38 protein-coding genes are annotated in these 25,576 nt (G+C 68.7%); 34 read left to right on the plus strand and 4 right to left on the minus strand.

What is annotated here, in order from left to right; genetic code table 11:
* The first annotated feature begins 1 nt into the window (after window position 1).
* The 29 genes from rplD (at window position 2) to truA (ending at window position 16,599) form a co-directional block, all read left to right on the plus strand.
* Complete coding sequence (gene rplD / locus OHB09_RS19540) at window positions 2–661, plus strand: 50S ribosomal protein L4 (protein ID WP_006140911.1); 660 nt, start codon at window positions 2–4, stop codon at window positions 659–661.
* A complete protein-coding gene (gene rplW / locus OHB09_RS19545; RefSeq protein ID WP_006140910.1) occupies window positions 661–1,080 on the plus strand; it encodes a 50S ribosomal protein L23 in 420 nt (139 codons plus the stop codon). Before rplD ends, rplW begins: the two co-directional genes overlap by 1 nt.
* 51 nt (window positions 1,081–1,131) lie before the next feature.
* Window positions 1,132–1,968, plus strand: a complete 837-nt coding sequence (gene rplB, locus OHB09_RS19550; protein ID WP_006140909.1) for a 50S ribosomal protein L2 — start codon at window positions 1,132–1,134, stop codon at window positions 1,966–1,968.
* Between the two features lie 12 nt (window positions 1,969–1,980).
* Window positions 1,981–2,262: a 30S ribosomal protein S19 gene (rpsS, locus tag OHB09_RS19555; protein ID WP_006140908.1), complete on the plus strand. Its 282-nt coding sequence runs from the start codon at window positions 1,981–1,983 to the stop codon at window positions 2,260–2,262.
* 42 nt (window positions 2,263–2,304) lie between these two features.
* The gene (rplV, locus tag OHB09_RS19560; RefSeq protein WP_003974262.1) at window positions 2,305–2,652 is read left to right on the plus strand and encodes a 50S ribosomal protein L22; all 348 of its coding nucleotides are present in this window, start codon (window positions 2,305–2,307) and stop codon (window positions 2,650–2,652) included.
* A complete protein-coding gene (rpsC, locus tag OHB09_RS19565) occupies window positions 2,652–3,482 on the plus strand; it encodes a 30S ribosomal protein S3 (protein ID WP_006140906.1) in 831 nt (276 codons plus the stop codon). Before rplV ends, rpsC begins: the two co-directional genes overlap by 1 nt.
* A gap of 5 nt (window positions 3,483–3,487) precedes the next feature.
* The gene (gene rplP, locus OHB09_RS19570) at window positions 3,488–3,907 is read left to right on the plus strand and encodes a 50S ribosomal protein L16 (protein ID WP_006140905.1); all 420 of its coding nucleotides are present in this window, start codon (window positions 3,488–3,490) and stop codon (window positions 3,905–3,907) included.
* Entirely contained in the window at window positions 3,907–4,131 is a 225-nt protein-coding gene (rpmC, locus tag OHB09_RS19575; RefSeq protein WP_003998824.1) for a 50S ribosomal protein L29, read from the plus strand. The genes rplP and rpmC overlap by 1 nt, the downstream gene beginning before the upstream one ends.
* On the plus strand, window positions 4,131–4,418 hold the full coding sequence (gene rpsQ, locus OHB09_RS19580) for a 30S ribosomal protein S17 (RefSeq protein ID WP_003992363.1): 288 nt from the start codon (window positions 4,131–4,133) through the stop codon (window positions 4,416–4,418). The genes rpmC and rpsQ overlap by 1 nt, the downstream gene beginning before the upstream one ends.
* A 145-nt stretch (window positions 4,419–4,563) precedes the next feature.
* Window positions 4,564–4,932: a 50S ribosomal protein L14 gene (rplN, locus tag OHB09_RS19585; protein ID WP_003974257.1), complete on the plus strand. Its 369-nt coding sequence runs from the start codon at window positions 4,564–4,566 to the stop codon at window positions 4,930–4,932.
* Window positions 4,933–4,934: 2 nt separating this feature from the next.
* Window positions 4,935–5,258: a 50S ribosomal protein L24 gene (rplX, locus tag OHB09_RS19590; protein WP_006140904.1), complete on the plus strand. Its 324-nt coding sequence runs from the start codon at window positions 4,935–4,937 to the stop codon at window positions 5,256–5,258.
* Window positions 5,258–5,815, plus strand: a complete 558-nt coding sequence (gene rplE / locus OHB09_RS19595; RefSeq protein WP_006140903.1) for a 50S ribosomal protein L5 — start codon at window positions 5,258–5,260, stop codon at window positions 5,813–5,815. Before rplX ends, rplE begins: the two co-directional genes overlap by 1 nt.
* Window positions 5,816–5,820: 5 nt before the next feature.
* Window positions 5,821–6,006 carry a type Z 30S ribosomal protein S14 gene (locus OHB09_RS19600; protein ID WP_003956452.1) on the plus strand — a complete coding sequence of 62 codons (186 nt, stop codon included), beginning with the start codon at window positions 5,821–5,823 and terminating at the stop codon, window positions 6,004–6,006.
* Between the two features lie 239 nt (window positions 6,007–6,245).
* Complete coding sequence (gene rpsH, locus OHB09_RS19605; RefSeq protein ID WP_030380853.1) at window positions 6,246–6,644, plus strand: 30S ribosomal protein S8; 399 nt, start codon at window positions 6,246–6,248, stop codon at window positions 6,642–6,644.
* Between the two features lie 24 nt (window positions 6,645–6,668).
* On the plus strand, window positions 6,669–7,208 hold the full coding sequence (rplF, locus tag OHB09_RS19610; RefSeq protein ID WP_006140901.1) for a 50S ribosomal protein L6: 540 nt from the start codon (window positions 6,669–6,671) through the stop codon (window positions 7,206–7,208).
* Between the two features lie 3 nt (window positions 7,209–7,211).
* On the plus strand, window positions 7,212–7,595 hold the full coding sequence (gene rplR, locus OHB09_RS19615) for a 50S ribosomal protein L18 (protein WP_006140900.1): 384 nt from the start codon (window positions 7,212–7,214) through the stop codon (window positions 7,593–7,595).
* Between the two features lie 35 nt (window positions 7,596–7,630).
* Window positions 7,631–8,236, plus strand: coding sequence for a 30S ribosomal protein S5 (gene rpsE, locus OHB09_RS19620; RefSeq protein ID WP_006140899.1), 606 nt, complete (start codon window positions 7,631–7,633; stop codon window positions 8,234–8,236).
* Window positions 8,237–8,238: 2 nt separating this feature from the next.
* Window positions 8,239–8,421, plus strand: a complete 183-nt coding sequence (gene rpmD / locus OHB09_RS19625; RefSeq protein WP_006140898.1) for a 50S ribosomal protein L30 — start codon at window positions 8,239–8,241, stop codon at window positions 8,419–8,421.
* A 2-nt stretch (window positions 8,422–8,423) separates the two neighbouring features.
* A complete protein-coding gene (gene rplO, locus OHB09_RS19630) occupies window positions 8,424–8,879 on the plus strand; it encodes a 50S ribosomal protein L15 (RefSeq protein WP_006140897.1) in 456 nt (151 codons plus the stop codon).
* Window positions 8,880–9,113: 234 nt separating this feature from the next.
* Window positions 9,114–10,427, plus strand: coding sequence for a preprotein translocase subunit SecY (gene secY, locus OHB09_RS19635; RefSeq protein ID WP_006140896.1), 1,314 nt, complete (start codon window positions 9,114–9,116; stop codon window positions 10,425–10,427).
* Window positions 10,427–11,089, plus strand: coding sequence for an adenylate kinase (locus OHB09_RS19640; RefSeq protein ID WP_191854539.1), 663 nt, complete (start codon window positions 10,427–10,429; stop codon window positions 11,087–11,089). The genes secY and OHB09_RS19640 overlap by 1 nt, the downstream gene beginning before the upstream one ends.
* Window positions 11,090–11,220: 131 nt before the next feature.
* Window positions 11,221–12,057, plus strand: a complete 837-nt coding sequence (map, locus tag OHB09_RS19645) for a type I methionyl aminopeptidase (RefSeq protein WP_006140894.1) — start codon at window positions 11,221–11,223, stop codon at window positions 12,055–12,057.
* Window positions 12,058–12,247: 190 nt separating this feature from the next.
* The gene (infA, locus tag OHB09_RS19650) at window positions 12,248–12,469 is read left to right on the plus strand and encodes a translation initiation factor IF-1 (protein WP_003948620.1); all 222 of its coding nucleotides are present in this window, start codon (window positions 12,248–12,250) and stop codon (window positions 12,467–12,469) included.
* Between the two features lie 68 nt (window positions 12,470–12,537).
* A complete protein-coding gene (rpmJ, locus tag OHB09_RS19655; protein WP_003998809.1) occupies window positions 12,538–12,651 on the plus strand; it encodes a 50S ribosomal protein L36 in 114 nt (37 codons plus the stop codon).
* A 191-nt stretch (window positions 12,652–12,842) separates the two neighbouring features.
* On the plus strand, window positions 12,843–13,223 hold the full coding sequence (gene rpsM / locus OHB09_RS19660; RefSeq protein WP_006140893.1) for a 30S ribosomal protein S13: 381 nt from the start codon (window positions 12,843–12,845) through the stop codon (window positions 13,221–13,223).
* Between the two features lie 65 nt (window positions 13,224–13,288).
* Window positions 13,289–13,693 carry a 30S ribosomal protein S11 gene (gene rpsK, locus OHB09_RS19665; RefSeq protein ID WP_003948617.1) on the plus strand — a complete coding sequence of 135 codons (405 nt, stop codon included), beginning with the start codon at window positions 13,289–13,291 and terminating at the stop codon, window positions 13,691–13,693.
* Window positions 13,694–13,947: 254 nt separating this feature from the next.
* Window positions 13,948–14,970: a DNA-directed RNA polymerase subunit alpha gene (locus OHB09_RS19670; protein WP_003966937.1), complete on the plus strand. Its 1,023-nt coding sequence runs from the start codon at window positions 13,948–13,950 to the stop codon at window positions 14,968–14,970.
* 182 nt (window positions 14,971–15,152) lie between these two features.
* Window positions 15,153–15,647 carry a 50S ribosomal protein L17 gene (gene rplQ / locus OHB09_RS19675; RefSeq protein ID WP_234526238.1) on the plus strand — a complete coding sequence of 165 codons (495 nt, stop codon included), beginning with the start codon at window positions 15,153–15,155 and terminating at the stop codon, window positions 15,645–15,647.
* 85 nt (window positions 15,648–15,732) lie between these two features.
* Window positions 15,733–16,599: a tRNA pseudouridine(38-40) synthase TruA gene (truA, locus tag OHB09_RS19680; protein ID WP_191890221.1), complete on the plus strand. Its 867-nt coding sequence runs from the start codon at window positions 15,733–15,735 to the stop codon at window positions 16,597–16,599.
* 276 nt (window positions 16,600–16,875) lie between these two features.
* Here the strand turns inward: truA and OHB09_RS19685 are convergent, their stop codons facing one another.
* Window positions 16,876–17,757 (minus strand): hypothetical protein, encoded by an 882-nt coding sequence (locus tag OHB09_RS19685; RefSeq protein WP_328918607.1) that lies wholly within the window; start codon window positions 17,755–17,757, stop codon window positions 16,876–16,878.
* 339 nt (window positions 17,758–18,096) lie between these two features.
* Between OHB09_RS19685 and rplM the strand changes: the two genes are divergently transcribed.
* The 3 genes from rplM (at window position 18,097) to glmM (ending at window position 20,761) form a co-directional block, all read left to right on the plus strand.
* A complete protein-coding gene (gene rplM, locus OHB09_RS19690) occupies window positions 18,097–18,540 on the plus strand; it encodes a 50S ribosomal protein L13 (protein WP_006140889.1) in 444 nt (147 codons plus the stop codon).
* A 42-nt stretch (window positions 18,541–18,582) separates the two neighbouring features.
* Window positions 18,583–19,095, plus strand: a complete 513-nt coding sequence (gene rpsI, locus OHB09_RS19695) for a 30S ribosomal protein S9 (RefSeq protein WP_006140888.1) — start codon at window positions 18,583–18,585, stop codon at window positions 19,093–19,095.
* A gap of 307 nt (window positions 19,096–19,402) precedes the next feature.
* On the plus strand, window positions 19,403–20,761 hold the full coding sequence (gene glmM / locus OHB09_RS19700; RefSeq protein WP_006140887.1) for a phosphoglucosamine mutase: 1,359 nt from the start codon (window positions 19,403–19,405) through the stop codon (window positions 20,759–20,761).
* 83 nt (window positions 20,762–20,844) lie between these two features.
* On the opposite strand, the gene OHB09_RS19705 is transcribed toward glmM, so the two are convergent.
* The 3 genes from OHB09_RS19705 to OHB09_RS19715 all read right to left on the minus strand — a co-directional run bounded on the left by OHB09_RS19705 (window position 20,845) and on the right by OHB09_RS19715 (window position 23,066).
* Entirely contained in the window at window positions 20,845–21,768 is a 924-nt protein-coding gene (locus OHB09_RS19705; protein WP_006140886.1) for a DUF389 domain-containing protein, read from the minus strand.
* Between the two features lie 34 nt (window positions 21,769–21,802).
* Window positions 21,803–22,771, minus strand: a complete 969-nt coding sequence (coaA, locus tag OHB09_RS19710; protein ID WP_040895592.1) for a type I pantothenate kinase — start codon at window positions 22,769–22,771, stop codon at window positions 21,803–21,805.
* 67 nt (window positions 22,772–22,838) lie between these two features.
* On the minus strand, window positions 22,839–23,066 hold the full coding sequence (locus OHB09_RS19715; protein WP_006140884.1) for a hypothetical protein: 228 nt from the start codon (window positions 23,064–23,066) through the stop codon (window positions 22,839–22,841).
* A 245-nt stretch (window positions 23,067–23,311) separates the two neighbouring features.
* Here OHB09_RS19715 and glmS point away from each other — a divergent pair, with 245 nt between their 5' ends.
* Both glmS and OHB09_RS19725 read left to right on the plus strand, forming a co-directional pair.
* A complete protein-coding gene (glmS, locus tag OHB09_RS19720) occupies window positions 23,312–25,159 on the plus strand; it encodes a glutamine--fructose-6-phosphate transaminase (isomerizing) (RefSeq protein ID WP_040895590.1) in 1,848 nt (615 codons plus the stop codon).
* A gap of 29 nt (window positions 25,160–25,188) precedes the next feature.
* Window positions 25,189–25,560 (plus strand): holo-ACP synthase, encoded by a 372-nt coding sequence (locus OHB09_RS19725; RefSeq protein WP_006140882.1) that lies wholly within the window; start codon window positions 25,189–25,191, stop codon window positions 25,558–25,560.
* Window positions 25,561–25,576 lie beyond the last annotated feature (16 nt).

The following is a 25,576-nucleotide window of genomic DNA, read 5'->3' on the forward strand; positions in this document are numbered from 1 at the left end:
GATGAGCACTGTTGACATCCTTTCGCCTGCCGGCGAGAAGACCGGTAGCGTCGAGCTCCCCGCGGAGATCTTCGGCGTGGAGAAGATCAGCATCCCGCTGATCCACCAGGTCGTCGTCGCGCAGAACGCCGCTGCCCGCCAGGGCACGCACAAGACCAAGCGTCGCGGCGAGGTCCGCGGTGGCGGCAAGAAGCCGTACCGCCAGAAGGGCACCGGCCGCGCCCGTCAGGGTTCGACCCGCGCCCCGCAGTTCGCCGGCGGTGGCGTCGTCCACGGCCCGCAGCCGCGTGACTACTCGCAGCGGACCCCGAAGAAGATGAAGGCGGCGGCCCTGCGCCACGCCCTCACCGACCGGGCCCGTCACGACCGGATCCACGTCGTCACCGGCGTGGTCGAGGGCGAGACCGCCTCCACCAAGGCCGCTCGGACGCTGTTCGGCAAGATCTCGGAGCGCAAGAACCTGCTCCTGGTCATCGACCGCGCCGACGAGGCCGCGTGGCTCTCCGCCCGCAACCTGCCCCAGGTCCACATCCTGGAGCCGGGCCAGCTGAACACGTACGACGTTCTCGTCTCGGACGACGTGGTCTTCACCCAGGCCGCCTTCGAGTCCTTCGTGTCCGGCCCGAACAAGGCCAACGACACCGAAGGGAGCGAGGCCTGATGGCTACGCGTCACCCGAGCATCGCCTCCAAGGCTGCGAAGGCCGCCAAGGCCGCGCGCGTCGCCAAGGCGCGCCGCCACGCCGCGGAAGGCAAGAACACCGTCGAGACCCCCGTCAGCAAGTCCTTCACGGACCCCCGTGACGTGCTGCTGAAGCCGGTCGTCTCCGAGAAGAGCTACGCCCTCCTCGACGACAACAAGTACACGTTCATCGTCGCGCCGGGCAGCAACAAGACCCAGATCAAGCAGGCCGTCGAGGCGGTCTTCGAGGTCAAGGTCACCGGGGTCAACACGATCAACCGGCAGGGCAAGCGCAAGCGCACCCGTACCGGCTTCGGTCAGCGTGCCGCCACCAAGCGCGCGATCGTGACCCTTGCCGAGGGCGACCGTATCGACATCTTCGGCGGACCGACCTCCTGACGGAGGTTCGGAACGTCCAGATAATCGGAACTTTCCGAGGACTGAGAGACAATGGGTATCCGCAAGTACAAGCCGACGACTCCTGGCCGTCGTGGCGCCAGCGTCGCCGACTTCGTCGAGGTCACGCGGTCCACGCCGGAGAAGTCGCTGGTCCGTCCCCTGCACAGCAAGGGCGGCCGTAACAATTCCGGTCGTGTGACCGTTCGCCACCAGGGTGGCGGACACAAGCGCGCCTACCGCGTGATCGACTTCCGTCGTCACGACAAGGACGGCGTGCCGGCGAAGGTCGCGCACATCGAGTACGACCCCAACCGCACCGCGCGCATCGCGCTGCTGCACTACGCGGACGGCGAGAAGCGCTACATCCTCGCCCCGCGTGGCCTGTCGCAGGGCGACCGCGTCGAGAACGGTCCCGGCGCCGACATCAAGCCGGGCAACAACCTCGCGCTGCGCAACATCCCGGTCGGTACCACGCTGCACGCCATCGAGCTGCGGCCGGGCGGCGGCGCCAAGTTCGCCCGCTCCGCCGGCGCCTCGGTGCAGCTGCTCGCGAAGGAGGGCTCGATGGCCCACCTCCGCATGCCGTCCGGTGAGATCCGCCTGGTCGACGTGCGCTGCCGCGCCACCGTCGGCGAGGTCGGCAACGCCGAGCAGTCGAACATCAACTGGGGCAAGGCCGGCCGCAAGCGCTGGCTGGGCGTCCGCCCGACCGTCCGTGGTGTGGTCATGAACCCCGTGGACCACCCGCACGGTGGTGGCGAGGGCCGTACCTCCGGTGGTCGCCACCCGGTGTCCCCGTGGGGCAAGAAGGAAGGTCGTACTCGTTCGCCCAAGAAGGCGTCGAACAAGTACATCGTCCGCCGCCGCAAGACGAACAAGAAGCGCTAGGAGCGGGTTCAGATGCCGCGCAGTCTCAAGAAGGGGCCCTTCGTCGACGACCACCTCATGAAGAAGGTGGACGTGCAGAACGAGGCAGGTTCCAAGAACGTCATCAAGACCTGGTCCCGTCGCTCGATGATCGTCCCGGCCATGCTGGGCCACACGATCGCGGTGCACAACGGCAAGACCCACATCCCGGTGTTTGTCACCGAGTCGATGGTCGGCCACAAGCTCGGCGAGTTCTCGCCGACGCGCACCTTCCGGGGTCACGTCAAGGACGACCGGAAGTCGAAGCGCCGCTAACAGCGGGGTGGAATGACCATGACAAACACTGAAGGGACAACCATGGAAGCCAGGGCCCAGGCGCGGTACATCCGCGTCACGCCCATGAAGGCCCGCCGCGTGGTGGACCTCATCCGTGGCATGGATGCCACGGAGGCTCAGGCGGTCCTGCGTTTCGCCCCGCAGGCCGCGAGCGTGCCGGTCGGCAAGGTGCTGGACAGCGCCATCGCCAACGCCGCGCACAACTACGACCACACCGACGCCGACAGCCTCTTCATCTCCGAGGCCTACGTCGACGAGGGTCCGACCCTGAAGCGGTTCCGGCCGCGCGCCCAGGGCCGTGCCTACCGGATCCGCAAGCGGACCAGCCACATCACCGTGGTCGTCAGCAGCAAGGAAGGAACCCGGTAATGGGCCAGAAGGTAAACCCGCACGGGTTCCGGCTCGGCATCACCACCGACTTCAAGTCGCGTTGGTACGCCGACAAGCTGTACAAGGACTACGTCAAGGAAGACGTCGCCATCCGTCGGATGATGACGTCCGGCATGGAGCGCGCCGGCATCTCGAAGGTGGAGATCGAGCGCACCCGTGACCGTGTGCGCGTGGACATCCACACCGCTCGTCCGGGCATCGTCATCGGCCGCCGCGGCGCCGAGGCCGACCGCATCCGCGGTGACCTCGAGAAGCTGACGGGCAAGCAGGTCCAGCTGAACATCCTCGAGGTCAAGAACCCCGAGACGGACGCTCAGCTCGTGGCCCAGGCCGTCGCCGAGCAGCTCTCCAGCCGCGTCTCCTTCCGCCGTGCCATGCGCAAGAGCATGCAGTCGGCGATGAAGGCGGGCGCCAAGGGCATCAAGATCCAGTGCGGTGGCCGCCTCGGCGGCGCCGAGATGTCCCGCTCGGAGTTCTACCGCGAGGGCCGTGTGCCCCTGCACACGCTCCGCGCGAACGTGGACTACGGCTTCTTCGAGGCCAAGACGACCTTCGGCCGCATCGGTGTGAAGGTCTGGATCTACAAGGGCGACGTCAAGAACATCGCCGAGGTCCGCGCCGAGAACGCCGCCGCCCGTGCCGGCAACCGCCCGGCCCGTGGCGGTGCCGACCGTCCGGCCCGCGGTGGCCGCGGTGGCGAGCGTGGCGGTCGCGGTCGTAAGCCGCAGCAGTCGGCTCCGGCAGCCGAGGCCCCCAAGGCCGACGCGCCCGCCGCTGCTCCGGCTGAGAGCACCGGAACGGAGGCCTGACCGACATGCTGATCCCCCGTAGGGTCAAGCACCGCAAGCAGCACCACCCGAAGCGCCGTGGTCAGGCCAAGGGCGGTACGACGGTCTCGTTCGGCGAGTACGGCATTCAGGCCCTCACGCCGGCGTACGTGACCAACCGCCAGATCGAGGCGGCCCGTATCGCCATGACCCGCCACATCAAGCGTGGCGGCAAGGTCTGGATCAACATCTACCCGGACCGCCCGCTCACGAAGAAGCCTGCCGAGACCCGCATGGGTTCCGGTAAGGGTTCTCCCGAGTGGTGGATCGCGAACGTGCACCCGGGACGGGTCATGTTCGAGCTGTCCTACCCCAACGAGAAGATCGCCCGTGAGGCGCTGACTCGTGCGGCCCACAAGCTGCCGATGAAGTGCCGGATCGTCAAGCGCGAGGCAGGTGAAGCGTGATGTCGGCCGGTACCAAGGCGTCCGAGCTGCGCGAACTGGGTGACGAGGAGCTTCTGGCGAAGCTCCGCGAAGCCAAGGAAGAGCTGTTCAACCTCCGCTTCCAGGCGGCGACCGGTCAGCTCGAGAACCACGGTCGGCTGAAGGCCGTCCGGAAGGACATCGCGCGGATCTACACCCTGATGCGTGAGCGCGAGCTGGGCATCGAGACGGTGGAGAGCGCCTGATGAGTGAGAGCAACGTGACTGAGCAGACTGCAGAGGCCCGCGGCTTCCGCAAGACCCGTGAGGGTCTCGTCGTCAGCGACAAGATGGACAAGACCGTCGTCGTCGCCGTCGAGGACCGCGTCAAGCACGCGCTGTACGGCAAGGTCATCCGCCGTACCAACAAGCTCAAGGCGCACGACGAGCAGAACGCCGCGGGTGTCGGCGACCGTGTCCTCCTCATGGAGACCCGGCCGCTGTCCGCGACGAAGCGCTGGCGCGTCGTCGAGATCCTCGAGAAGGCCAAGTAGGTAATTCCCGCAAGGGAATTCCCAACAGTACGTTCCTGCGGGGCATTCCTCGCAGGACAGTTCCGCCAGGCTCCACCGGGGCTGCTGCGCTCGATCAGAGCACGTCAGCCCCGGTGGGGAACCGGCAGACAAACAGGAGATAGACGTGATCCAGCAGGAGTCGCGACTGCGTGTCGCCGACAACACGGGTGCGAAGGAAATTCTCACCATCCGTGTGCTCGGTGGCTCCGGTCGCCGCTACGCGGGCATCGGTGACGTCATCGTCGCCACCGTCAAGGACGCGATCCCCGGTGGCAACGTGAAGAAGGGTGACGTCGTCAAGGCGGTCATCGTTCGCACCGTCAAGGAGCGCCGCCGTCCGGACGGCTCGTACATCCGCTTCGACGAGAACGCCGCCGTCATTCTGAAGAACGACGGCGACCCTCGCGGCACCCGTATCTTCGGCCCCGTGGGCCGTGAGCTGCGCGAGAAGAAGTTCATGAAGATCATCTCCCTCGCGCCGGAGGTGCTGTGAGCATGAAGATCAAGAAGGGCGACCTGGTTCAGGTCATCACCGGCAAGGACAAGGGCAAGCAGGGCAAGGTCATCGCGGCCTTCCCCCGCGAGGACCGCGTCCTGGTCGAGGGTGTCAACCGGGTCAAGAAGCACACCAAGGCCGGCCCGACCGCCAGCGGCTCGCAGGCCGGCGGCATCGTGACCACCGAGGCCCCCGTCCACGTCTCCAACGTCCAGCTGGTCGTGGAGAAGGACGGCAACAAGGTCGTCACGCGTGTCGGTTACCGCTTCGACGAGGACGGCAACAAGATCCGCGTTGCCAAGCGGACGGGTGAGGACATCTGATGGCTACCACCACCACTCCGCGACTGAAGACGAAGTACCGCGAGGAGATCGCGGGCAAGCTGCGTGACGAGTTCAAGTACGAGAACGTCATGCAGGTCCCCGCGCTCGTCAAGATCGTGGTCAACATGGGTGTCGGTGACGCCGCCCGTGACTCCAAGCTCATGGACGGTGCCGTCCGTGACCTGACCACCATCACCGGTCAGAAGCCGGCCGTCACCAAGGCCCGCAAGTCCATCGCGCAGTTCAAGCTGCGCGAGGGTCAGCCGATCGGTGCCCACGTCACGCTCCGTGGCGACCGCATGTGGGAGTTCCTGGACCGCACCCTGTCGCTCGCGCTCCCGCGCATCCGCGACTTCCGCGGTCTGTCCCCCAAGCAGTTCGACGGCCGTGGCAACTACACCTTCGGTCTCACGGAGCAGGTCATGTTCCACGAGATCGACCAGGACAAGATCGACCGCGTCCGGGGTATGGACATCACCGTGGTCACCACGGCGACCAACGACGCCGAGGGCCGCGCGCTCCTCCGTCACCTCGGCTTCCCCTTCAAGGAGGCGTGAGCGAGATGGCGAAGAAGGCTCTGATCGCGAAGGCTGCCCGCAAGCCCAAGTTCGGCGTGCGCGCCTACACCCGCTGCCAGCGCTGTGGGCGTCCGCACTCCGTCTACCGCAAGTTCGGCCTGTGCCGTGTGTGCCTCCGTGAGATGGCTCACCGCGGCGAGCTGCCGGGCGTGACCAAGAGCTCCTGGTAAAACCCCACTTGGGGTGAACCAGGACTCTCGGTAAGCAACTGGGGTCGGCAGGAGGCCCGCTCCGCATGCCGTAGGCTTGCGGGGTTGGGCGCCTGCCGTGCCCCGCACGTACGCGGGCTCCGCCCGCCAATGAATGCTTACTACGCCGTAGGTCCACCGCGCCGCACCCGTCCCGTCTCGGATCGGGGAGAGGGATGGCGCACCAGGAAACCCCGGCGAGAGAGGCCGAAGGCCAATTCATGACCATGACTGATCCGATCGCAGACATGCTCACGCGTCTGCGTAACGCGAACTCGGCGTACCACGACTCCGTGGCGATGCCGGCATCGAAGATCAAGTCTCACATCGCGGAGATCCTCCAGCAGGAGGGCTTCATCACGGGCTGGAAGGTCGAGGACGCCGAGGTCGGCAAGAACCTCGTCCTGGAGCTGAAGTTCGGCCCCAACCGTGAGCGCTCCATCGCGGGCATCAAGCGGATCTCCAAGCCCGGTCTCCGGGTGTACGCGAAGTCCACCAACCTGCCGAAGGTGCTGGGCGGCCTGGGCGTGGCGATCATCTCCACGTCGCACGGGCTCCTCACCGACAAGCAGGCCGGCAAGAAGGGCGTGGGTGGGGAAGTCCTCGCCTACGTCTGGTAACGGAAGGGAACGGAGGAAACAGCTATGTCGCGCATCGGCAAGCTCCCCATCGCGGTTCCCGCCGGCGTGGACGTCACCATCGACGGCCGTCAGGTGCAGGTGAAGGGGCCCAAGGGCACCCTGTCGCACACCATCGCGGCGCCGATCGAGATCGCTAAGGGTGAGGACGGCGTCCTGAACGTCACCCGCCCGAACGACGAGCGTCAGAACAAGGCCCTGCACGGCCTGTCCCGCACGCTGGTGGCGAACATGATCACCGGCGTGACCCAGGGTTACGTGAAGAAGCTCGAGATCAGCGGTGTCGGTTACCGCGTGACGGCCAAGGGTTCGAACCTCGAGTTCGCGCTCGGCTACAGCCACCCGATCACCGTCGAGGCACCCGAGGGCATCACCTTCAAGGTGGAGGCCCCGACCCGCTTCTCGGTCGAGGGCATCGACAAGCAGAAGGTGGGCGAGGTCGCGGCGAACATCCGCAAGCTGCGCAAGCCCGACCCGTACAAGGCCAAGGGTGTCAAGTACGAGGGTGAAGTCATCCGCCGCAAGGTCGGAAAGGCGGGTAAGTAAGCCATGGCATACGGGCAGAAGATCGCCAAGGGCGATGCCTACAAGCGCACCGCCATCAAGCGGCGCCACATCCGGATCCGCAAGAAGGTCTCCGGTACGGCCGAGCGCCCCCGCCTGGTCGTGACCCGCTCCAACCGTCACATCGTGGCGCAGGTGATCGACGACCTCAAGGGGCACACCCTGGCGTCGGCGTCCACCCTGGACACGTCGATCCGCGGCGGCGAGGGCGACAAGTCCTCGCAGGCCAAGCAGGTCGGCGCCCTGGTCGCCGAGCGTGCCAAGGCCGCCGGTGTCGAGGCCGTCGTGTTCGACCGTGGTGGCAACCAGTACGCCGGGCGCATCGCCGCCCTGGCGGACGCCGCCCGCGAGGCCGGGCTCAAGTTCTGAGCCGCTGTAGCTAGCGGAAAGAGAGAGGTAATCCAATGGCTGGACCCCAGCGCCGCGGTGGCGGTGCCGGTGGCGGCGAGCGGCGGGACCGGAAGGGCCGTGACGGCGGAGCATCCGCCGCCGAGAAGACCGCGTACGTCGAGCGCGTCGTCGCGATCAACCGTGTCGCCAAGGTTGTGAAGGGTGGTCGTCGCTTCAGCTTCACCGCGCTGGTCGTGGTGGGCGACGGTGACGGCACCGTGGGTGTCGGATACGGCAAGGCCAAGGAGGTGCCGGCCGCCATCGCCAAGGGTGTTGAGGAGGCCAAGAAGCACTTCTTCAAGGTCCCCCGCATCCAGGGCACCATCCCGCACCCGATCCAGGGTGAGAAGGCTGCCGGCGTCGTGCTGCTCAAGCCCGCGTCCCCCGGTACCGGTGTCATCGCCGGTGGTCCGGTGCGCGCCGTGCTCGAGTGCGCCGGCATCCACGACATCCTGTCGAAGTCGCTCGGCTCCGACAACCAGATCAACATCGTGCACGCGACCGTGGAGGCCCTCAAGGGCCTGCAGCGTCCCGAGGAGGTCGCGGCCCGCCGCGGTCTGCCGCTCGAGGACGTCGCTCCCGCGGCCCTGCTGCGTGCGCGTGCCGGGGCAGGTGCGTAATCATGGCGCAGCTCAAGATCACGCAGGTCAAGTCCTACATCGGCAGCAAGCAGAACCACCGCGACACCCTGCGTTCCCTTGGTCTCAAGGGCATCAACACGCAGGTCGTCAAGGAGGACCGCCCCGAGTTCCGCGGCATGGTGCACACCGTCCGCCACCTCGTGTCGGTCGAGGAGGTCGACTGATCATGGCGGAGAACAACCCGCTCAAGATCCACAACCTCCGTCCGGCCCCGGGCGCCAAGACCGCCAAGACCCGTGTCGGTCGTGGTGAGGCGTCGAAGGGCAAGACGGCCGGTCGTGGTACCAAGGGCACGAAGGCCCGCTACCAGGTTCCGGAGCGCTTCGAGGGTGGCCAGATGCCCCTCCACATGCGTCTTCCGAAGCTGAAGGGCTTCAAGAACCCGTTCAAGACCGAGTACCAGGTCGTGAACCTCGACAAGCTGGCCGCGCTGTACCCCGAGGGTGGCGAGGTCACCGTCGAGGGCCTGGTGGCCAAGGGTGCCGTTCGCAAGAACAGCCTCGTCAAGGTCCTCGGCCAGGGCGAGGTCTCCGTGGCGCTGCAGGTGACGGTCGACGCCGTCTCCGGCTCCGCCAAGGAGAAGATCACCGCCGCCGGCGGTACGGTCACCGAGCTCGTCTGACCCCGTCGGGCGCGCCGATGACATGAACGAATCCGACCGGGGATACCCCACATTTGGGGTATCCCCGGTCGGTCGTTCCTAGGGGGGCAGTGTCGCCGGTAAGGTGGCCTGCGCTGTCAAGTTTCGCCGGATGCCCCACTCGGGCACCAGGAGAGGCCGACAGCCGTTATGTATTCGTCGAACCTCACCAATCGTCACCTCTGACGCACGTGCGCGGGGGTCGCAGGAGGCACCGTGCTCACCGGCTTCGCCCGGGCGTTCAGGACGCCCGACCTGCGCAAGAAGCTGCTCTTCACGCTCGCGATCATCGTGGTGTACCGCGTCGGTACCCACATCCCGATCCCCGGCGTCGACTACAAGAGCGTCCAGACCTGTATCGACGTCGCCAAGGGCAACCAGGGCCTGTTCGGTCTGGTGAACATGTTCAGTGGTGGCGCGCTGCTGCAGATCACGATCTTCGCGCTGGGCATCATGCCGTACATCACGGCGAGCATCATTCTGCAGCTGCTGACCGTGGTGATCCCGCGCCTGGAAGCCCTGAAGAAGGAGGGGCAGGCCGGTACGGCGAAGATCACGCAGTACACGCGGTACCTGACGGTCGCCCTCGCCATCCTCCAGGGCACCGGCCTGGTGGCCACCGCCCGCAGCGGCGCGCTGTTCACCGGCTGCCCGGTCGCCACGTCGATCGTGCCCGACCAGTCGATCTTCATGACCATCACGATGGTCATCACCATGACCGCGGGCACCTGCATGGTGATGTGGCTCGGTGAGCTGATCACCGACCGCGGCATCGGCAACGGCATGTCGATCCTGATGTTCATCTCGATCGCCGCCACCTTCCCGTCCGCGCTGTGGGCCATCAAGACCCAGGGCTCGCTGGCCGACGGCTGGATCGAGTTCGGCACGGTCATCCTGGTCGGCCTCGTCATGGTCGGCCTCGTGGTCTTCGTCGAGCAGGCCCAGCGCCGCATTCCCGTGCAGTACGCCAAGCGCATGATCGGCCGCCGTTCCTACGGCGGCACCTCGACGTACATTCCGCTGAAGGTCAACCAGGCGGGTGTGATCCCCGTCATCTTCGCGTCGTCGCTGCTCTACATCCCGGCTCTGATCGCCCAGTTCTCCGACAGCAACTCCGGATGGAAGACCTGGATCCAGGCCAACATGGTGAAGGGTGATCACCCGGTCTACATCACTTTGTACTTCCTGCTGATCGTCTTCTTCGCCTTCTTCTACGTCGCGATCTCCTTCAACCCCGAAGAAGTCGCCGACAACATGAAGAAGTATGGTGGCTTCATCCCGGGCATCCGGGCTGGCCGGCCGACCGCCGAGTACCTGAGCTACGTACTCAACCGGATCACCTGGCCGGGTTCGCTGTATCTGGGTCTGATCGCTCTTGTGCCAACAATGGCGTTGGTGGGCTTCGGGGCGAACCAGAACTTCCCGTTCGGTGGGACGAGCATCCTGATCATCGTGGGTGTCGGTCTCGAGACCGTGAAGCAGATCGAGAGTCAGCTCCAGCAGCGCAATTACGAAGGGTTCCTCCGCTGATGCGAATTGTCCTCGTCGGGCCACCCGGTGCCGGGAAGGGAACGCAGGCCGCGTTCCTGGCCAAGAACCTGTCGATCCCGCACATCTCCACGGGCGACCTGTTCCGCGCCAACATCAGCCGGCAGACCGAACTGGGCAAACTCGCGAAGTCCTACATGGACGCGGGCAACCTGGTGCCGGACGAGGTCACCATCGGCATGGCCAAGGACCGCATGGAGCAGTCCGACGCCGCCGGTGGGTTCCTGCTCGACGGCTTCCCGCGCAACGTCTCGCAGGCCGAGGCGCTGGACGAGATGCTCAAGGACGAGGGCATGAAGCTGGACGCGGTGCTGGACCTGGAGGTCCCGGAGGACGAGGTCGTCAAGCGCATCGCCGGGCGCCGCGTCTGCCGCAAGGACTCCAGCCACGTCTTCCACGTGACGTACACCCCGCCGAAGACGGAGGGCGTGTGCGACACCTGCGGCGGCGAGCTGTACCAGCGCGACGACGACTCCGAGGAGACCGTGCGGACGCGGCTGGAGGTCTACCACACGCAGACCGAGCCGATCATCGACTACTACAAGGCGCAGGGGCTCGTCGTGACGATCTCGGCCCTCGGCAAGGTCGAGGACGTGACCGGGCGGGCGATGAAGGCGCTCCAGCGCCAGGAGGCGCCGCAGTAGACCGGCGCCGTCGACGCTCCTCGACCGCGGCCCCCCTGGTGGGGGCCGCGGTCGTTGTGTGGGGTGCCGTTCCGGCGCCGTATTGTTGACAGGGTCCGTACCTCTTCCGGGTCAGAAAGGCGCTTGCCGTCATGGTGCAGATCAAGAGCCCCGAGCAGATCGCGAAGATGCGCGAGGCGGGGCTGGTCGTCGCGGCCATTCACGCGGCCACGCGTGAGGCGGCCGTGCCCGGCGCGACGACCAGGGATCTGGACCAGGTCGCCCGCAAGGTGCTCGCCGAGCACGACGCCAAGCCCAACTTCCTCGGCTACGGCGGCTTCCCGGCGACCATCTGCACCTCCGTGAACGACGTCGTGGTGCACGGCATCCCGTCCGACGAGGTCGTCCTCAAGGACGGCGACATCATCTCCATCGACTGCGGCGCGATCGTCGACGGCTGGCACGGCGACGCCGCGTACACCGCTTTCGTCGGCTCCGGTCACGCCCCCGAGCTGATCGAGCTCTCCCGGGTCACGGAGGAGTCGATGTGGGCCGGCATCGCCGCGATGAAGACCGGCGGCCGCCTGGTGGACATCTCCCGAGCGGTCGAGACGTACATCCGCCGCCAGCCGAAGCCGGGCGGCGGCCGCTACGGGATCATCGAGGACTACGGCGGCCACGGCATCGGCACCGAGATGCACATGGACCCGCACCTGCTGAACTACGTGGACCGCCGGCGCGGCAAGGGGCCCAAGCTGGTCCCCGGCCTGTGCCTGGCCATCGAGCCGATGGTCTCCCTCGGCACCCCGAAGACCGAGGTCCTGCAGGACGACTGGACCGTCATCACGACGGACGGCACCTGGTCCTCCCACTGGGAGCACTCCGTCGCCCTCACCGAGCAGGGCCCGCTGGTGCTCACGGCGCCCGACGGGGGCCGGGCGAAGCTGGCGGAGATGGGCATCACCGCGGCGCCGGACCCGCTCGCCTGAGCCCGCACCGCGCGCCGCTTCGCGGCGGACCCGGATCCCTCGGCATGATGATCTCCCTGTCAGGGCAGAATCCCTCGTTTCGCCTTTCCGGGTGCGCTGACGTAGACTGACTCGTCGGCTCTCGTGCACCCGCATGTCCGCATGCGGACGTACCGGAGTCGATCAAGGTAGTCGATTCGAAGGGCGAAGCGTGGCCAAGAAGCAAGGTGCCATCGAGATCGAGGGCACTGTCGTCGAGTCTCTTCCGAACGCCATGTTCAAGGTCGAGCTCCAGAACGGCCACCAGGTCCTGGCACACATCAGCGGCAAGATGCGCATGCACTACATCCGCATCCTCCCTGACGACCGGGTCGTGGTGGAGCTGTCTCCGTACGACCTGACGCGTGGCCGGATCGTCTACCGGTACAAGTAGATCTTGCCCACGTCCCGCGTGTGCTGCACGTGGGTCCGCCGGCAACTGACCCGGAGAACCTCACACCCATGAAGGTCAAGCCGAGCGTCAAGAAGATCTGCGACAAGTGCAGGGTGATCCGCCGTCACGGCCGGGTCATGGTCATCTGCGAGAACCCGCGCCACAAGCAGCGCCAGGGCTGACGCAGGACCGCACCCTCTGCGATTCGCAGAATTTCGCGCGACGCGAGCAGTATTCGTTCATACGCAGGGCCCGGACCTGGCACACAGGTCCGACACCCCCGGTTCGGAGGCCGGGGACCCAGTTCGTACCTCGTACGGCGGCTGGGAGACGGTCCTGTGGAAGACCTCCGAAGATCAACTGGAGCCATTGAATGGCACGCGTTTCCGGTGTTGACATTCCGCGCGAAAAGCGCGTGGAGATCGCCCTCACCTACGTGTTCGGCATCGGCCGGACCCTTTCGCAGCAGACGCTGGCCGCCACCGGCGTCGACCCGAACACCCGCGTTCGCGACCTCTCCGAGGAGCAGCTCGTCGCGATCCGCGAGTTCGTGGACAACAACATCAAGACCGAGGGTGACCTCCGTCGCGAGATCCAGGCCGACATCCGCCGCAAGGTCGAGATCGGCACGTACCAGGGTCTGCGGCACCGCCGCGGTCTGCCTGTCCGCGGTCAGCGCACCAGCACCAACGCTCGTACCCGCAAGGGTCCGCGTCGCGCCATCGCCGGCAAGAAGAAGCCGGGCAAGAAGTAGTCCGCAGCGACTTCGCCGTTCAGCGGTCTTCGCTGTAGGACCGACCACCTCCCGTAGGAGAAGACATGCCCCCCAAGGGACGTCAGGGCGCTGCCAAGAAGGTGCGCCGCAAGGAAAAGAAGAACGTCGCTCACGGCCACGCGCACATCAAGAGCACGTTCAACAACACCATCGTTTCGATCACCGACCCGACCGGCAACGTGATCTCCTGGGCCTCCGCCGGCCACGTCGGCTTCAAGGGCTCCCGGAAGTCCACGCCGTTCGCCGCGCAGATGGCCGCCGAGTCGGCCGCCCGTCGTGCGCAGGAGCACGGCATGCGCAAGGTCGACGTGTTCGTCAAGGGCCCGGGCTCCGGTCGTGAGACCGCGATCCGTTCCCTGCAGGCCACGGGCCTCGAGGTCGGCTCCATCCAGGACGTCACCCCGACCCCGCACAACGGCTGCCGTCCGCCGAAGCGCCGTCGCGTCTGACGCATCGGCTCGGGCGGGCGGGTGTCCGGCTGGGGGTGCGGGGGTCGTCCCCCGCATGGTCGCAGCACGGCTGCCGTCCGCCGAAGCGCCGTCGCGTCTGACGCACGGCCGCTTCGTTCGGCTTGGGGTAGGGGCGGTACGGCTCGCAAGGGCCGTGCCGCCCGTACCCTTGCAGTACCCGCGCTTCTCACCGAGTGCGGTTTCCGTCGGGCGTCAAATAGCGGGCGTCCACGAAAGAAGGATCTGATCCACACATGCTGATCGCTCAGCGTCCCTCGTTGACCGAAGAGGTCGTCGACGAGTTCCGCTCCCGGTTCGTGATCGAGCCGCTGGAGCCGGGCTTCGGTTACACCCTCGGCAACTCCCTCCGCCGCACCCTCCTGTCCTCGATCCCCGGTGCCGCCGTCACGAGCATCCGGATCGACGGCGTCCTGCACGAGTTCACCACCGTGCCGGGCGTCAAGGAGGACGTCACCGACCTGATCCTCAACATCAAGCAGCTGGTCGTCTCCTCGGAGCACGACGAGCCGGTCGTGATGTACCTGCGCAAGCAGGGCCCGGGTCTGGTCACCGCCGCCGACATCGCGCCCCCGGCCGGTGTCGAGGTGCACAACCCCGACCTCGTCCTCGCCACGCTCAACGGCAAGGGCAAGCTGGAGATGGAGCTGACGGTCGAGCGCGGCCGCGGTTACGTCTCCGCCGTGCAGAACAAGCAGGTCGGCCAGGAGATCGGCCGGATCCCGGTCGACTCGATCTACTCGCCGGTCCTGAAGGTCACGTACAAGGTCGAGGCCACGCGTGTCGAGCAGCGCACCGACTTCGACAAGCTGATCGTCGACGTCGAGACGAAGCAGGCGATGCGTCCCCGTGACGCCATGGCCTCCGCCGGCAAGACCCTGGTCGAGCTGTTCGGTCTCGCCCGCGAGCTGAACATCGACGCCGAGGGCATCGACATGGGTCCGTCCCCGACGGACGCGGCGCTGGCGGCCGACCTCGCGCTCCCCATCGAGGAGCTCGAGCTGACCGTCCGCTCGTACAACTGCCTCAAGCGCGAGGGCATCCACTCCGTGGGTGAGCTCGTGGCGCGGTCCGAGGCGGACCTGCTCGACATCCGCAACTTCGGTGCGAAGTCGATCGACGAGGTCAAGGCGAAGCTGGCCGGCATGGGCCTCGCGCTCAAGGACAGCCCGCCCGGATTCGACCCGACCGCCGCCGCCGACGCCTTCGGTGCCGACGACGACGCGGACGCCGGGTTCGTCGAGACCGAGCAGTACTAGGAGTTCGGGCCTTTCGGCCCGTACTTCGGCGCGGGGCGGCTGTGGCTTGTCGCGCAGTTCCCCGTGCCCCTTCCGGGCACGGCCCCTCGGGGCCCGTGTCCGGATCTTCGACAGGCGACCGCCTGCTCGGATACTGACTCCGGTACCTGATACGGCCGGGGCAGACACCTAGGAGAAACACCATGCCGAGGCCCACCAAGGGTGCCCGTCTGGGCGGCAGCGCCGCGCACGAGAAGCTCCTCCTCGCGAACCTCGCGAAGGCGCTCTTCGAGCACGGCCGCATCACCACCACCGAGGCGAAGGCGCGCAAGCTGCGTCCGTACGCCGAGCGTCTGGTCACCAAGGCGAAGAAGGGCGACCTTCACAACCGCCGTCAGGTGCTCCAGGTGATCACGGACAAGAGCATCGTCCACACGCTCTTCACCGAGATCGGCCCGCGCTACGAGAACCGCCCGGGTGGCTACACCCGCATCACCAAGATCGGTAACCGCCGTGGCGACAACGCGCCCATGGCCGTCATCGAGCTGGTGGAGGCGCTGACCGTGGCGCAGGAGGCGACCGGCGAGGCCGAGGCCGCGACCAAGCGCGCCGCCAAGGACGCCGAGGCTTCCGAGACCAAGGTCGACACGACCAAGGCCGACGACGAGGCCGAGGCCGAGGAGTCGAAGGACGCGTAGGCGTCTCGCGCCCCGAGGGGTGTGGGCGGGCCCGTTCCTCTTCGGAGGGGCGGGCCCGCTTTCGTGTGGCTGAGAGGATCTGTACGTGAGTGACGAAGTGCGGCCCGGGTTCGTGCGTGTCCGGCTCGACCTCTCCTACGACGGGACCGAGTTCTCCGGGTGGGCCAAGCAGGCCGGCGGGCGGCGGACCGTGCAGGGGGAGGTCGAGGACGCGCTGCGGACGGTCACCCGGTCGCGGGAGACCTTCGAACTGACCGTGGCGGGGCGGACGGACGCCGGGGTGCACGCCCGCGGCCAGGTCGCCCATGTGGACCTCCCGCGCGAGGTGTGGGCCGAGCACCACGGCAAGCTGCTCAAGCGGCTCGCGGGGCGGCTGCCGAGGGACGTCAGGGTCTGGGCGCTGCGCGAGGCGCCCGCCGGCTTCGACGCCCGTTTCTCGGCGGTCTGGCGGCGCTACGCCTACCGGGTCACCGACAACCCGGGCGGCGTCGACCCGCTGCTGCGCGGGCACGTCCTGTGGCACGACTGGCCGCTCGACGTCGACGCCATGAACGAGGCGGCGCGTGGGCTGCTGGGGGAGCACGACTTCGCCGCGTACTGCAAGAAGCGGGAGGGGGCCACGACCATCCGCACCCTCCAGGAGCTGAGCCTGGCGCGGGGCGGGGACGGCATCGTCACCGCGACCGTCCGCGCCGACGCCTTCTGCCACAACATGGTGCGCTCGCTGATCGGCGCGCTGCTGTTCGTGGGGGACGGGCACCGCGCCCCGGACTGGCCGGCGAAGGTGCTCGCGGCGGGCGTGCGGGACTCGGCGGTGCACGTCGTGCGGCCGCACGGACTGACGCTGGAGGAGGTCGGCTATCCGGCCGACGAACTGCTCGCCGCGCGCAGCCGGGAGGCGCGCAACCGGCGCACCCTGCCGGGGGCCGCGCCCGGCGCGGGCTGCTGCTGAGCGGCCGGGCGGGAGGCGCGCTCCTCCCGCCCCGTGCGGGCCGGGGTCTCTCGTTCGGATCGGGCCGGCTGGGAGGTGCGCTGCGACTTCGGCCGACCCGAGCGGGGTCCGGTGCGTGTCGCTGCAAGGCTGGGGAGGGCGCCGGGGCGGAGCCCTGGCAACCGACGACAACGCCGCTGGGGGCACCCCCACGCCCGTTCAGGGCGGTGGGGGAGTGCGGCAGTGGGGGAGTGCGTGCCGGACCCCGCGACGCCGGGGTGATCCGAACGAGAGGCCCTACTTGCTCGCGGCGGCGGAGGCCTGGCTCTCGCCGCGCCGGTGGATCTGGCGGAAGGTGTACTCGGCGAGGTCGTCGCCGGCGGTGAAGACCTTGGTGTCCTTGGTCGTCACGTCCTTGCCTCCGGAGAAGCCGCCGAGCGTGAAGTAGGCGTAGCGGCCCACGGAGTTGCGGGTGGTGCGGCAGACCGAGGTGCGGCAGAAGGGGTCGATGCCGGAGCCGGGCAGCGAGGTGAGGATGCTCTTGTCGTCCGTGGCCTTGCGGGCCTTGGTCGCGTCGTCCGCGGTGTCGAAGACGGCCACGCCCACGGTGACCGCGACGCCGCCCTTGGTGGTGTACGTCACGCGCATCACACGGGTGCAGCCGTTGGCCGTCAGCGCCTTGGGGAGCGTGCCGCGGACGGCGGAGGCGCAGTCGGTGGTGGAGGAGCGGGCGTGCTTGGTGTAGACGCGCTCGTTGAGGGTGACCTGCGAGCCCGGGAACAGGGTGTCCGGACTGAGCGCGGCCTTGTCCTTCTTGGCGCTGGATATGAACTCCAGCGGGTCCAGCGGCGGTGGCGCGGAGGTCGGGTCGAACGAGGGTTCCGCGGCGGAGGTGGAGCCGCCGGGGAGGTCCGCGCTGCCGGGCAGGCTGTTGGTGGGCTTGCCGCCGGAACCGCTGTTGGCGGACACCACGGCGATCGCCACGGCGGTGCCGACGGCGACCGTGGCGACGGCGCCGCCGACGATCAGCAACAGCCGGCGCCGCTTGTTGCGCGACGCGGAGGCGTCGGCGAGTGCGGCCCAGTCCGGTGTGTCACTGGTGCTCTGATTGCCCCATTGCGGTTGCTGGGAGCCCGGTTTCCAGGGATCCCACGGGGGCTCCCCCTGCCCATAACTCATGCGCCGCATCTTAGACGTGCCCGGCGTGTCGCGGGCCATCCCCCGGGCCCCGGGGCCCGGCCCCGCGCGTGTGCCCAGGTCGGACGGCTGTGCGGTGCCGCTCGGGTGCCGGTCGGGTGGCCGTTTTGACCCGTCCGGGGTCACCCCGTTATTCTTCTAGTTCGTTGTGTGTATTGGCTTGCTCATTCTCACGTGAGGGGCCCTTACACCGGTCTCCGGGACCGATGACCAGCGACCCCATGTACGCGGTTTGCGTCGCCGCCGTGCGGTCAGGGCTGTCGTGATCGTCTTCGGTGACCTTGTCAGGACCATTCACTGAAGAAGCGAAGGCTACGAACCGTGCGTACGTACAGCCCCAAGCCCGGCGATGTGACGCGCCAGTGGCACGTCATCGACGCTCAGGACGTCGTCCTGGGCCGTCTGGCCTCCACAGCTGCCTCCATCCTGCGCGGCAAGCACAAGCCGATCTACGCGCCCCACGTCGACACCGGTGACTTCGTCATCATCATCAACGCCGACAAGGTGCACCTGTCCGGCAACAAGCGGACCCAGAAGATGGCGTACCGCCACTCCGGTTACCCGGGTGGTCTGCGCTCGGTCCGCTACGACGACCTGCTGGACAAGAACCCTGAGAAGGCCATCGAGAAGGCCGTCAAGGGCATGCTCCCCAAGAACACGCTGGGCCGTCAGATGCTCTCGAAGCTGAAGGTCTACAAGGGTGACCAGCACCCGCACGGCGCGCAGCAGCCGCAGCCGTTCGAGATCACCCAGGTCGCGCAGTAAGTCCGGCCACCCCCTAAGACTGAAGAGAAGCTGAGGAGAATCGTGGCCGAGACCACTGCCGAGCAGCCGCTCGAAGAGCTTGACATCGAGAGCTACACCAGCGAGTCCGAGGTGCCCGTCGAGGGCGAGTACACCTCCGAGTCGCTGTCGTCCCGTTTCGGTGAGCCCCAGCCGGCCGCCGGCCTGGGCCGTCGCAAGAACGCCATCGCCCGTGTCCGGATCGTCCCGGGCACCGGCAAGTGGAAGATCAACGGTCGCACCCTCGAGGACTACTTCCCGAACAAGGTGCACCAGCAGGAAGTCAACGAGCCCTTCAAGGTGCTGGAGCTCGAGGGCCGCTACGACGTCATCGCCCGCATCGCCGGCGGCGGCGTCTCCGGCCAGGCCGGTGCGCTCCGTCTCGGTGTCGCCCGCGCGCTGAACGAGGCCGACGTGGACAACAACCGCGGCGCGCTGAAGAAGGCGGGCTTCCTGCGCCGCGACGACCGTGCGGTCGAGCGCAAGAAGGCCGGTCTGAAGAAGGCCCGCAAGGCCCCGCAGTACAGCAAGCGCTAGTCGCGCCCCGGACCGCCTCCACCGGCGTCCGGACGCCGTACCGCCGAATCCGCCCCGGAGGCACGTTCCGTGCCTCCGGGGCGGTTCGTTTGCCGGGGAGTGGTCTTACCACAGGTTTATGCGGCTTGGGGTATGGCCTTCCCGTAACTTCCGGTACTTTCCGGTATGAACCCTCCGGCGCGGCTTCGCGCGGTACAACCTGAGGGCGGGCCCGGCGGTCAGACGTATGTCCGGGGGATGTGCGGGCCCCGGACAGTGCCCGACACTCGCACGAGCCGCACTTTCTGAGCACTTCGGAGGCACCACTGTGGGACGACTCTTCGGCACGGACGGCGTGCGCGGTGTCGCCAACGCGGATCTGACGGCGGAGCTCGCGCTCGGCCTCTCCGTCGCGGCGGCACACGTACTGGCCGAGGTGGGCTCGTTCGAGGGCCACCGGCCGAAGGCGGTCGTCGGGCGCGATCCCCGCGCCTCGGGGGAGTTCCTGGAGGCGGCAGTCGTCGCGGGTCTCGCCAGCGCGGGCGTGGACGTCCTGCGCGTGGGCGTGCTGCCGACCCCGGCCGTGGCGTACCTGACCGGCGCGCTCGGCGCCGACCTCGGCGTGATGCTCTCCGCCAGCCACAACGCCATGCCCGACAACGGCATCAAGTTCTTCGCCCGCGGCGGCCACAAGCTCGCCGACGAGCTGGAGGACCGCATCGAGTCCGTGTACGCCGAGCACCGCACCGGGGCCCCCTGGGAGCGCCCCACCGGCGCCGGCGTCGGCCGCGTCACCGACTACGAGGAGGGCTTCGACCGTTACGTCGCCCACCTCACCGGTGTCCTCCCCAACCGCCTCGACGGGCTGACCGTCGTCCTCGACGAGGCCCACGGCGCCGCCTCCCGCGTCTCCCCGGAGGCGTTCACCCGGGCCGGGGCCACCGTCGTCACCATCGGCGCCGAGCCCGACGGCCTCAACATCAACGACGGTTGCGGCTCGACCCACCTGGACAAGCTCCGCGCCGCCGTCGTCGAGCACGGCGCCCACCTCGGCATCGCGCACGACGGCGACGCCGACCGCTGCCTGGCCGTGGACCACGAGGGCGCCGAGGTCGACGGCGACCAGATCCTCGCCGTGCTGGCCCTCGCCATGCGCGAGCAGGGCACGCTGCGCGGGGACACGGTCGTCGCCACCGTCATGTCCAACCTCGGCTTCAAGCTGGCCATGGAGCGCGAGGGGCTCACGCTGGTGCAGACCGCGGTCGGCGACCGCTACGTGCTGGAGGAGATGAAGGACAAGGACTACGCCCTCGGCGGCGAGCAGTCCGGACACGTCATCGTCCTCGACCACGCGACGACCGGCGACGGTACGCTGACCGGCCTGCTGCTCGCCGCCCGGGTCGCCGGGACGGGCCGCACCCTCAAGGACCTCGCCTCCGTGATGGAGCGGCTGCCGCAGGTCCTGGTGAACGTGCCGGACGTGGACAAGTCCCGGGTGAAGACGTCCGCGGAGCTGGCGGCCGCGGTGACCGACGCGGAGCGGGAGCTCGGCACCACCGGACGCGTGCTGCTCCGCCCCTCCGGGACCGAGCCGCTGGTGCGGGTCATGGTGGAGGCGGCGGACATCGAGCAGGCCCGCTCGGTGGCGGGCCGGCTCGCGGACGCGGTCAAGTCCGCGCTGGGCTGATCCGCCGACTTCCGCGGAGGGGGCGTGGGTTCCGTACGGAGCCCGCGCCCCCTTCTTCCTGGGAGCAGGCGTGCGGGTGCGGGTCAGGTGCGCGAGCGCGCCCAGAGCCACTTCTGCGTGAACAGCGTCGCCGTGCCCGCGAGCACGATGCCCGCGAGGTTCAGCAGCAACTGGTAGGCCGATCCCGCCGTCTGCCCGGTGTCGCCGTAGGAGAGCGCGACGGCGGCGTTCGCGGCGGCGGGGACGGTGGTGACCGAGATGGCGACGCCCACCAGGGCCCCGGACTTGGCCGAGGTCAGGGACAGGGTGCCCGCGATGCCGGCCAGCAGGGCCACCACGAAGGAGAAGGCGTCCGGGGCGTACACGAAGCCGGTGTTGGGGCGTTCCCCCTCCAGGCGGGCCTCGCTGAACAGCCCGAGTGCGTCCATCAGGAGGCTGAAGCCGACCGTCAGCACCATCGCGGCGGCGAAGCCGAGGAGCAGGGCGAGCAGGGAACGCAGGGCCAGGCGCGGGGCGCGCCGCACGATCGCCGTGGACAGGCCCGCCAGCGGGCCGAACTCCGGGCCCACCGCCATCGCCCCCACGATCAGCACGGCGTTGTCCAGGACGACACCGCACGCCGCGATCATCGTGGCCAGCGTGAGGAAGGCGAGGTAGGTGGCCGACAGCGTCGACTCCTCGTGGGTGGCCTCGCTGAGCTGTTCCCACAGCACCGCGTCGGCGCCCTCGCCCGGCGCGTCCTTCTCGGCCTCGTCGGCCCGCCGGGACAGCGACAGGTCGATGGACTCGACGGCGATCGAGCCGGCCTCGTCGAGCCCCAGCTTCCGCAGGGAGGCGATGAGTTCGTCGCCGGCCTCGCGCGCCACGTCACACATCACGACGTCCCCGGCCGGATCGCGGGCGGCGCCCGGGAGCACCACGAGGTGTGTGGTGCCGACGTTCTCCTCGATCACCCGGACCACGTCCTCGGTCCGCTCCGCCGGGGTGATCAGTCGCAGGTGCAGCATGCCCGCAGCGTAGCCGGGCGCGGGGCCGCCGCCGTCAGAGCTTGCGCAGGCTCAGGCGCTGCACGGTGTGGTCGGGTCCCTTGCGCAGGACCAGGGCGGCGCGGCCGCGGGTGGGGGCGATGTTCTCCACCAGGTTGGGCATGTTGATGGTCCGCCACATGGTGCGCGCGTAGTCGAGGGCCTCCTCCTCCGAGACCTGGGTGTACTTGCGGAAGTACGAGGAGGGGTCCTGGAAGGCGGTCGCGCGCAGCTTCCTGAACCGGCTCAGGTACCAGCGTTCGATGTCCTCGATGCGGGCGTCGACGTACACGCTGAAGTCGAAGTAGTCGGCGAGCCCCACGCGGGTGCGGCCGTCGGTGCCGGGGAGCGCGGGCTGCAGGACGTTGAGGCCCTCGACGATCAGGATGTCGGGGCGCCGTACGACGAGCCGGTCGCCGGGGACGATGTCGTAGATGAGGTGCGAGTAGACGGGTGCGCTGACCTCGTCCTTGCCGGCCTTGATGTCGGCGACGAAGCGGGTGAGGGCCCGCCGGTCGTAGGACTCGGGGAAACCCTTCCGCGCCATCAGACCGCGCGCCTGGAGCTCCTTGGTGGGCAGCAGGAAGCCGTCGGTGGTGACCAGTTCGACGCGCGGGTGCTCGGGCCAGCGGGAGAGCAGGGCGCGCAGCAGCCGGGACACGGTCGACTTGCCGACCGCGACGGAACCGGCGACACCTATGACGAAGGGGGTGCCGGACTGTGAACCCTGCTCGCCGAGGAAGGTGTTGAGCGCGCCGCGCAGCTTGTCGGTGGCGCCGACGTACAGGTTGAGCAGCCGGGAGAGCGGGAGGTAGATGTCCCGCACCTCGTCGAGGTCGATGACGTCGCCGAGGCCACGCAGCTTCTCGACCTCATCGGCGGTGAGCGGCAGCGGCGTCTTGTCGCGCAGCGCGCTCCACTCCGCGCGGGTGAGGTCGACGTAGGGAGTCGCCTCCGGCCTGGACCGGTGGGCGCTCCTGGGCATCGGGGAGACCGGAGAGATCACAGTCCATTGTTACGGGAAGACGAACGGAAAGCCCGGGTGGGATGCGTCACTCGCCCTCGGCCACGCGGTCGATGGCGTCCTGGACCAGGTCCAGGTACTCGACCTCCTCGCAGCGCGGCTTGCTGCCGAGCCGGTACATCGTGAGGCAGTCGTCGAGGTCCTCCCCGACGTCCTCCTCGGGCAGGTCGTCCGCCAGCTCGCTGCAGACCCGGCCGGCGAGGTCGGAGGGCCGCGCGGGACGCCGGCGCACGAACCGGTGAAGTCGCAGACGCACTGCCGTTCCCCCCTCTCCCGGGAGGTGGCGGGCTCCCGAATGGGCGACCGTATCCCTTCTGCCCGGAGAGGTCCATAGCGTGCACACGGAAGGAACACAGATCCGGAGATCGTGTAAAGCACGTGTCCTCCGGGGGTGCCCGGCGGTTCCGGGCCGCCTTCGGGTACCCGTTCCGGGCCGTTCGTTTCCGAAATCGGGCAAGATCGACGAGATGGGAGGCCCCCTCCCCGCATAGGCTGCCCTGCATGTGCGGAATCGTGGGATACGTGGGGGCGCAGTCGGCGCTCGATGTGGTCGTGGCCGGTCTCAAGCGGCTGGAGTACCGGGGGTACGACTCCGCCGGTGTCGCCGTCCTCGCCGACGGCGGTCTCGCCGCGGCGAAGAAGGCCGGGAAGCTGATCAACCTGGAGAAGGAGCTCAAGGACCGGCCGCTGCCGACCGGCAGCACCGGCATCGGCCACACCCGCTGGGCCACCCACGGCGGCCCCACCGACACCAACGCGCACCCGCACCTGGACAACGCCGGCCGGGTCGCCGTCGTGCACAACGGCATCATCGAGAACTTCGCGGCACTCCGTGCCGAGCTGGAGGAGCGCGGGCACGAGCTGTCCTCCGAGACGGACACCGAGGTCGTCGCCCACCTCCTCGCCGAGGAGTTCTCCTCCTGCGCCGACCTCGCCGAGGCGATGCGGCTGGTGTGCCGGCGGCTGGAGGGCGCGTTCACCCTGGTCGCGACGCACGCCGACCAGCCGGACGTGGTCGTGGGCGCCCGCCGCAACTCCCCGCTCGTCGTGGGCGTGGGCGAGGGCGAGGCCTTCCTCGCCTCGGACGTCGCCGCGTTCATCGCCCACACCCGGTCCGCCGTCGAGCTGGGCCAGGACCAGGTCGTGGAGCTGCGCCGGGACCGGGTCACGGTCACGGGCTTCGACGGCAGCCCCGCCGAGGTGCGCGCCTACCACGTCGACTGGGACGCCTCGGCTGCGGAGAAGGGCGGCTACGACTACTTCATGCTCAAGGAGATCGCCGAGCAGCCGAAGGCGGTCGCGGACACCCTGCTGGGCCGGATCGACGCCGGCGGGTCGCTGACCCTGGACGAGGTGCGCATCGACGACTCCGAGCTGCGCGAGATCGACAAGGTCGTGATCGTGGCCTGCGGAACGGCCTTCCACGCCGGGATGATCGCCAAGTACGCCATCGAGCACTGGACCCGGCTGCCCTGCGAGGTCGAGCTGGCCAGCGAGTTCCGCTACCGGGACCCGATCCTCGGCGGGCAGTCGCTGGTCATCGCCATCTCGCAGTCCGGCGAGACCATGGACACGCTGATGGCCCTGCGGCACGCCCGCGAGCAGGGCTCCCGGGTCCTGGCCATCTGCAACACCAACGGCTCGACGATCCCGCGCGAGTCCGACGCCGTGCTGTACACGCACGCCGGCCCCGAGGTCGCCGTCGCCTCGACGAAGGCGTTCCTCACCCAGCTCGTGGCCTGCTACCTGGTGGCGCTGTACCTGGGGCAGGTGCGCGGCACCAAGTGGGGCGACGAGATCCGGGCCGTGATCCGCGACCTGTCCGGGATCTCGGCGGCCGTCGACCGGGTGCTGGAGACCATGGAGCCGGTACGGGCGCTCGCCCGGTCCCTCGCCGACAAGGACACGGTGCTGTTCCTCGGACGGCACGTGGGCTACCCGGTGGCGCTGGAGGGCGCCCTCAAGCTCAAGGAACTCGCGTACATGCACGCCGAGGGCTTCGCCGCGGGCGAGCTGAAGCACGGGCCGATCGCGCTGATCGAGGAGGACCTGCCGGTGGTGGTGCTGGTGCCCTCGCCGCGGGGCCGCTCCGTCCTGCACGACAAGATCGTCTCGAACATCCAGGAGATCCGGGCGCGGGGTGCCCGCACCATCGTGATCGCGGAGGAGGGCGACGAGGCGGTCGCTCCCTACGCCGACCACCTCGTCCGCATCCCGGCCACCCCCACCCTGCTGCAGCCGCTGGTGGCGACGGTGCCCCTGCAGGTCTTCGCCTGCGAGCTGGCCACGGCACGCGGCAACGAGGTGGACCAGCCGCGCAACCTGGCCAAGTCGGTGACCGTGGAGTAGCCGCCCCGCGCACGCCATAGGGTGCCCGCATGGCAATCATCGGGGTCGGGATCGACGTCGCCGAGATCGAACGGTTCGCGGCGTCGCTGGAGCGCACGCCGGGCCTGCTGCGGCGGCTGTTCACCGAGGAGGAACTGCTGCTGCCCAGCGGCGAGCGCCGGGGTCCCGCCTCGCTGGCCGCGCGGTTCGCGGCCAAGGAGGCCCTCGCCAAGGCGCTGGGCGCTCCCGCCGGGCTGCTGTGGACGGACGCCGAGGTGTACGCCGAGGACAGCGGCCGCCCCCGGCTGCGCGTCCGGGGCTCGGTCGCGGCCCGCGCCGAGCGGCTCGGGGTGCGGCGCTGGCACGTCTCGCTGAGCCATGACGCGGGGATCGCCTCGGCGGTCGTGATCGCCGAGGACTGACCGGGCCGGGCCCCCG

This window comes from Streptomyces griseoaurantiacus (assembly GCF_036189845.1).
Classification (GTDB): Bacteria; Actinomycetota; Actinomycetes; order Streptomycetales; family Streptomycetaceae; genus Streptomyces; species Streptomyces griseoaurantiacus.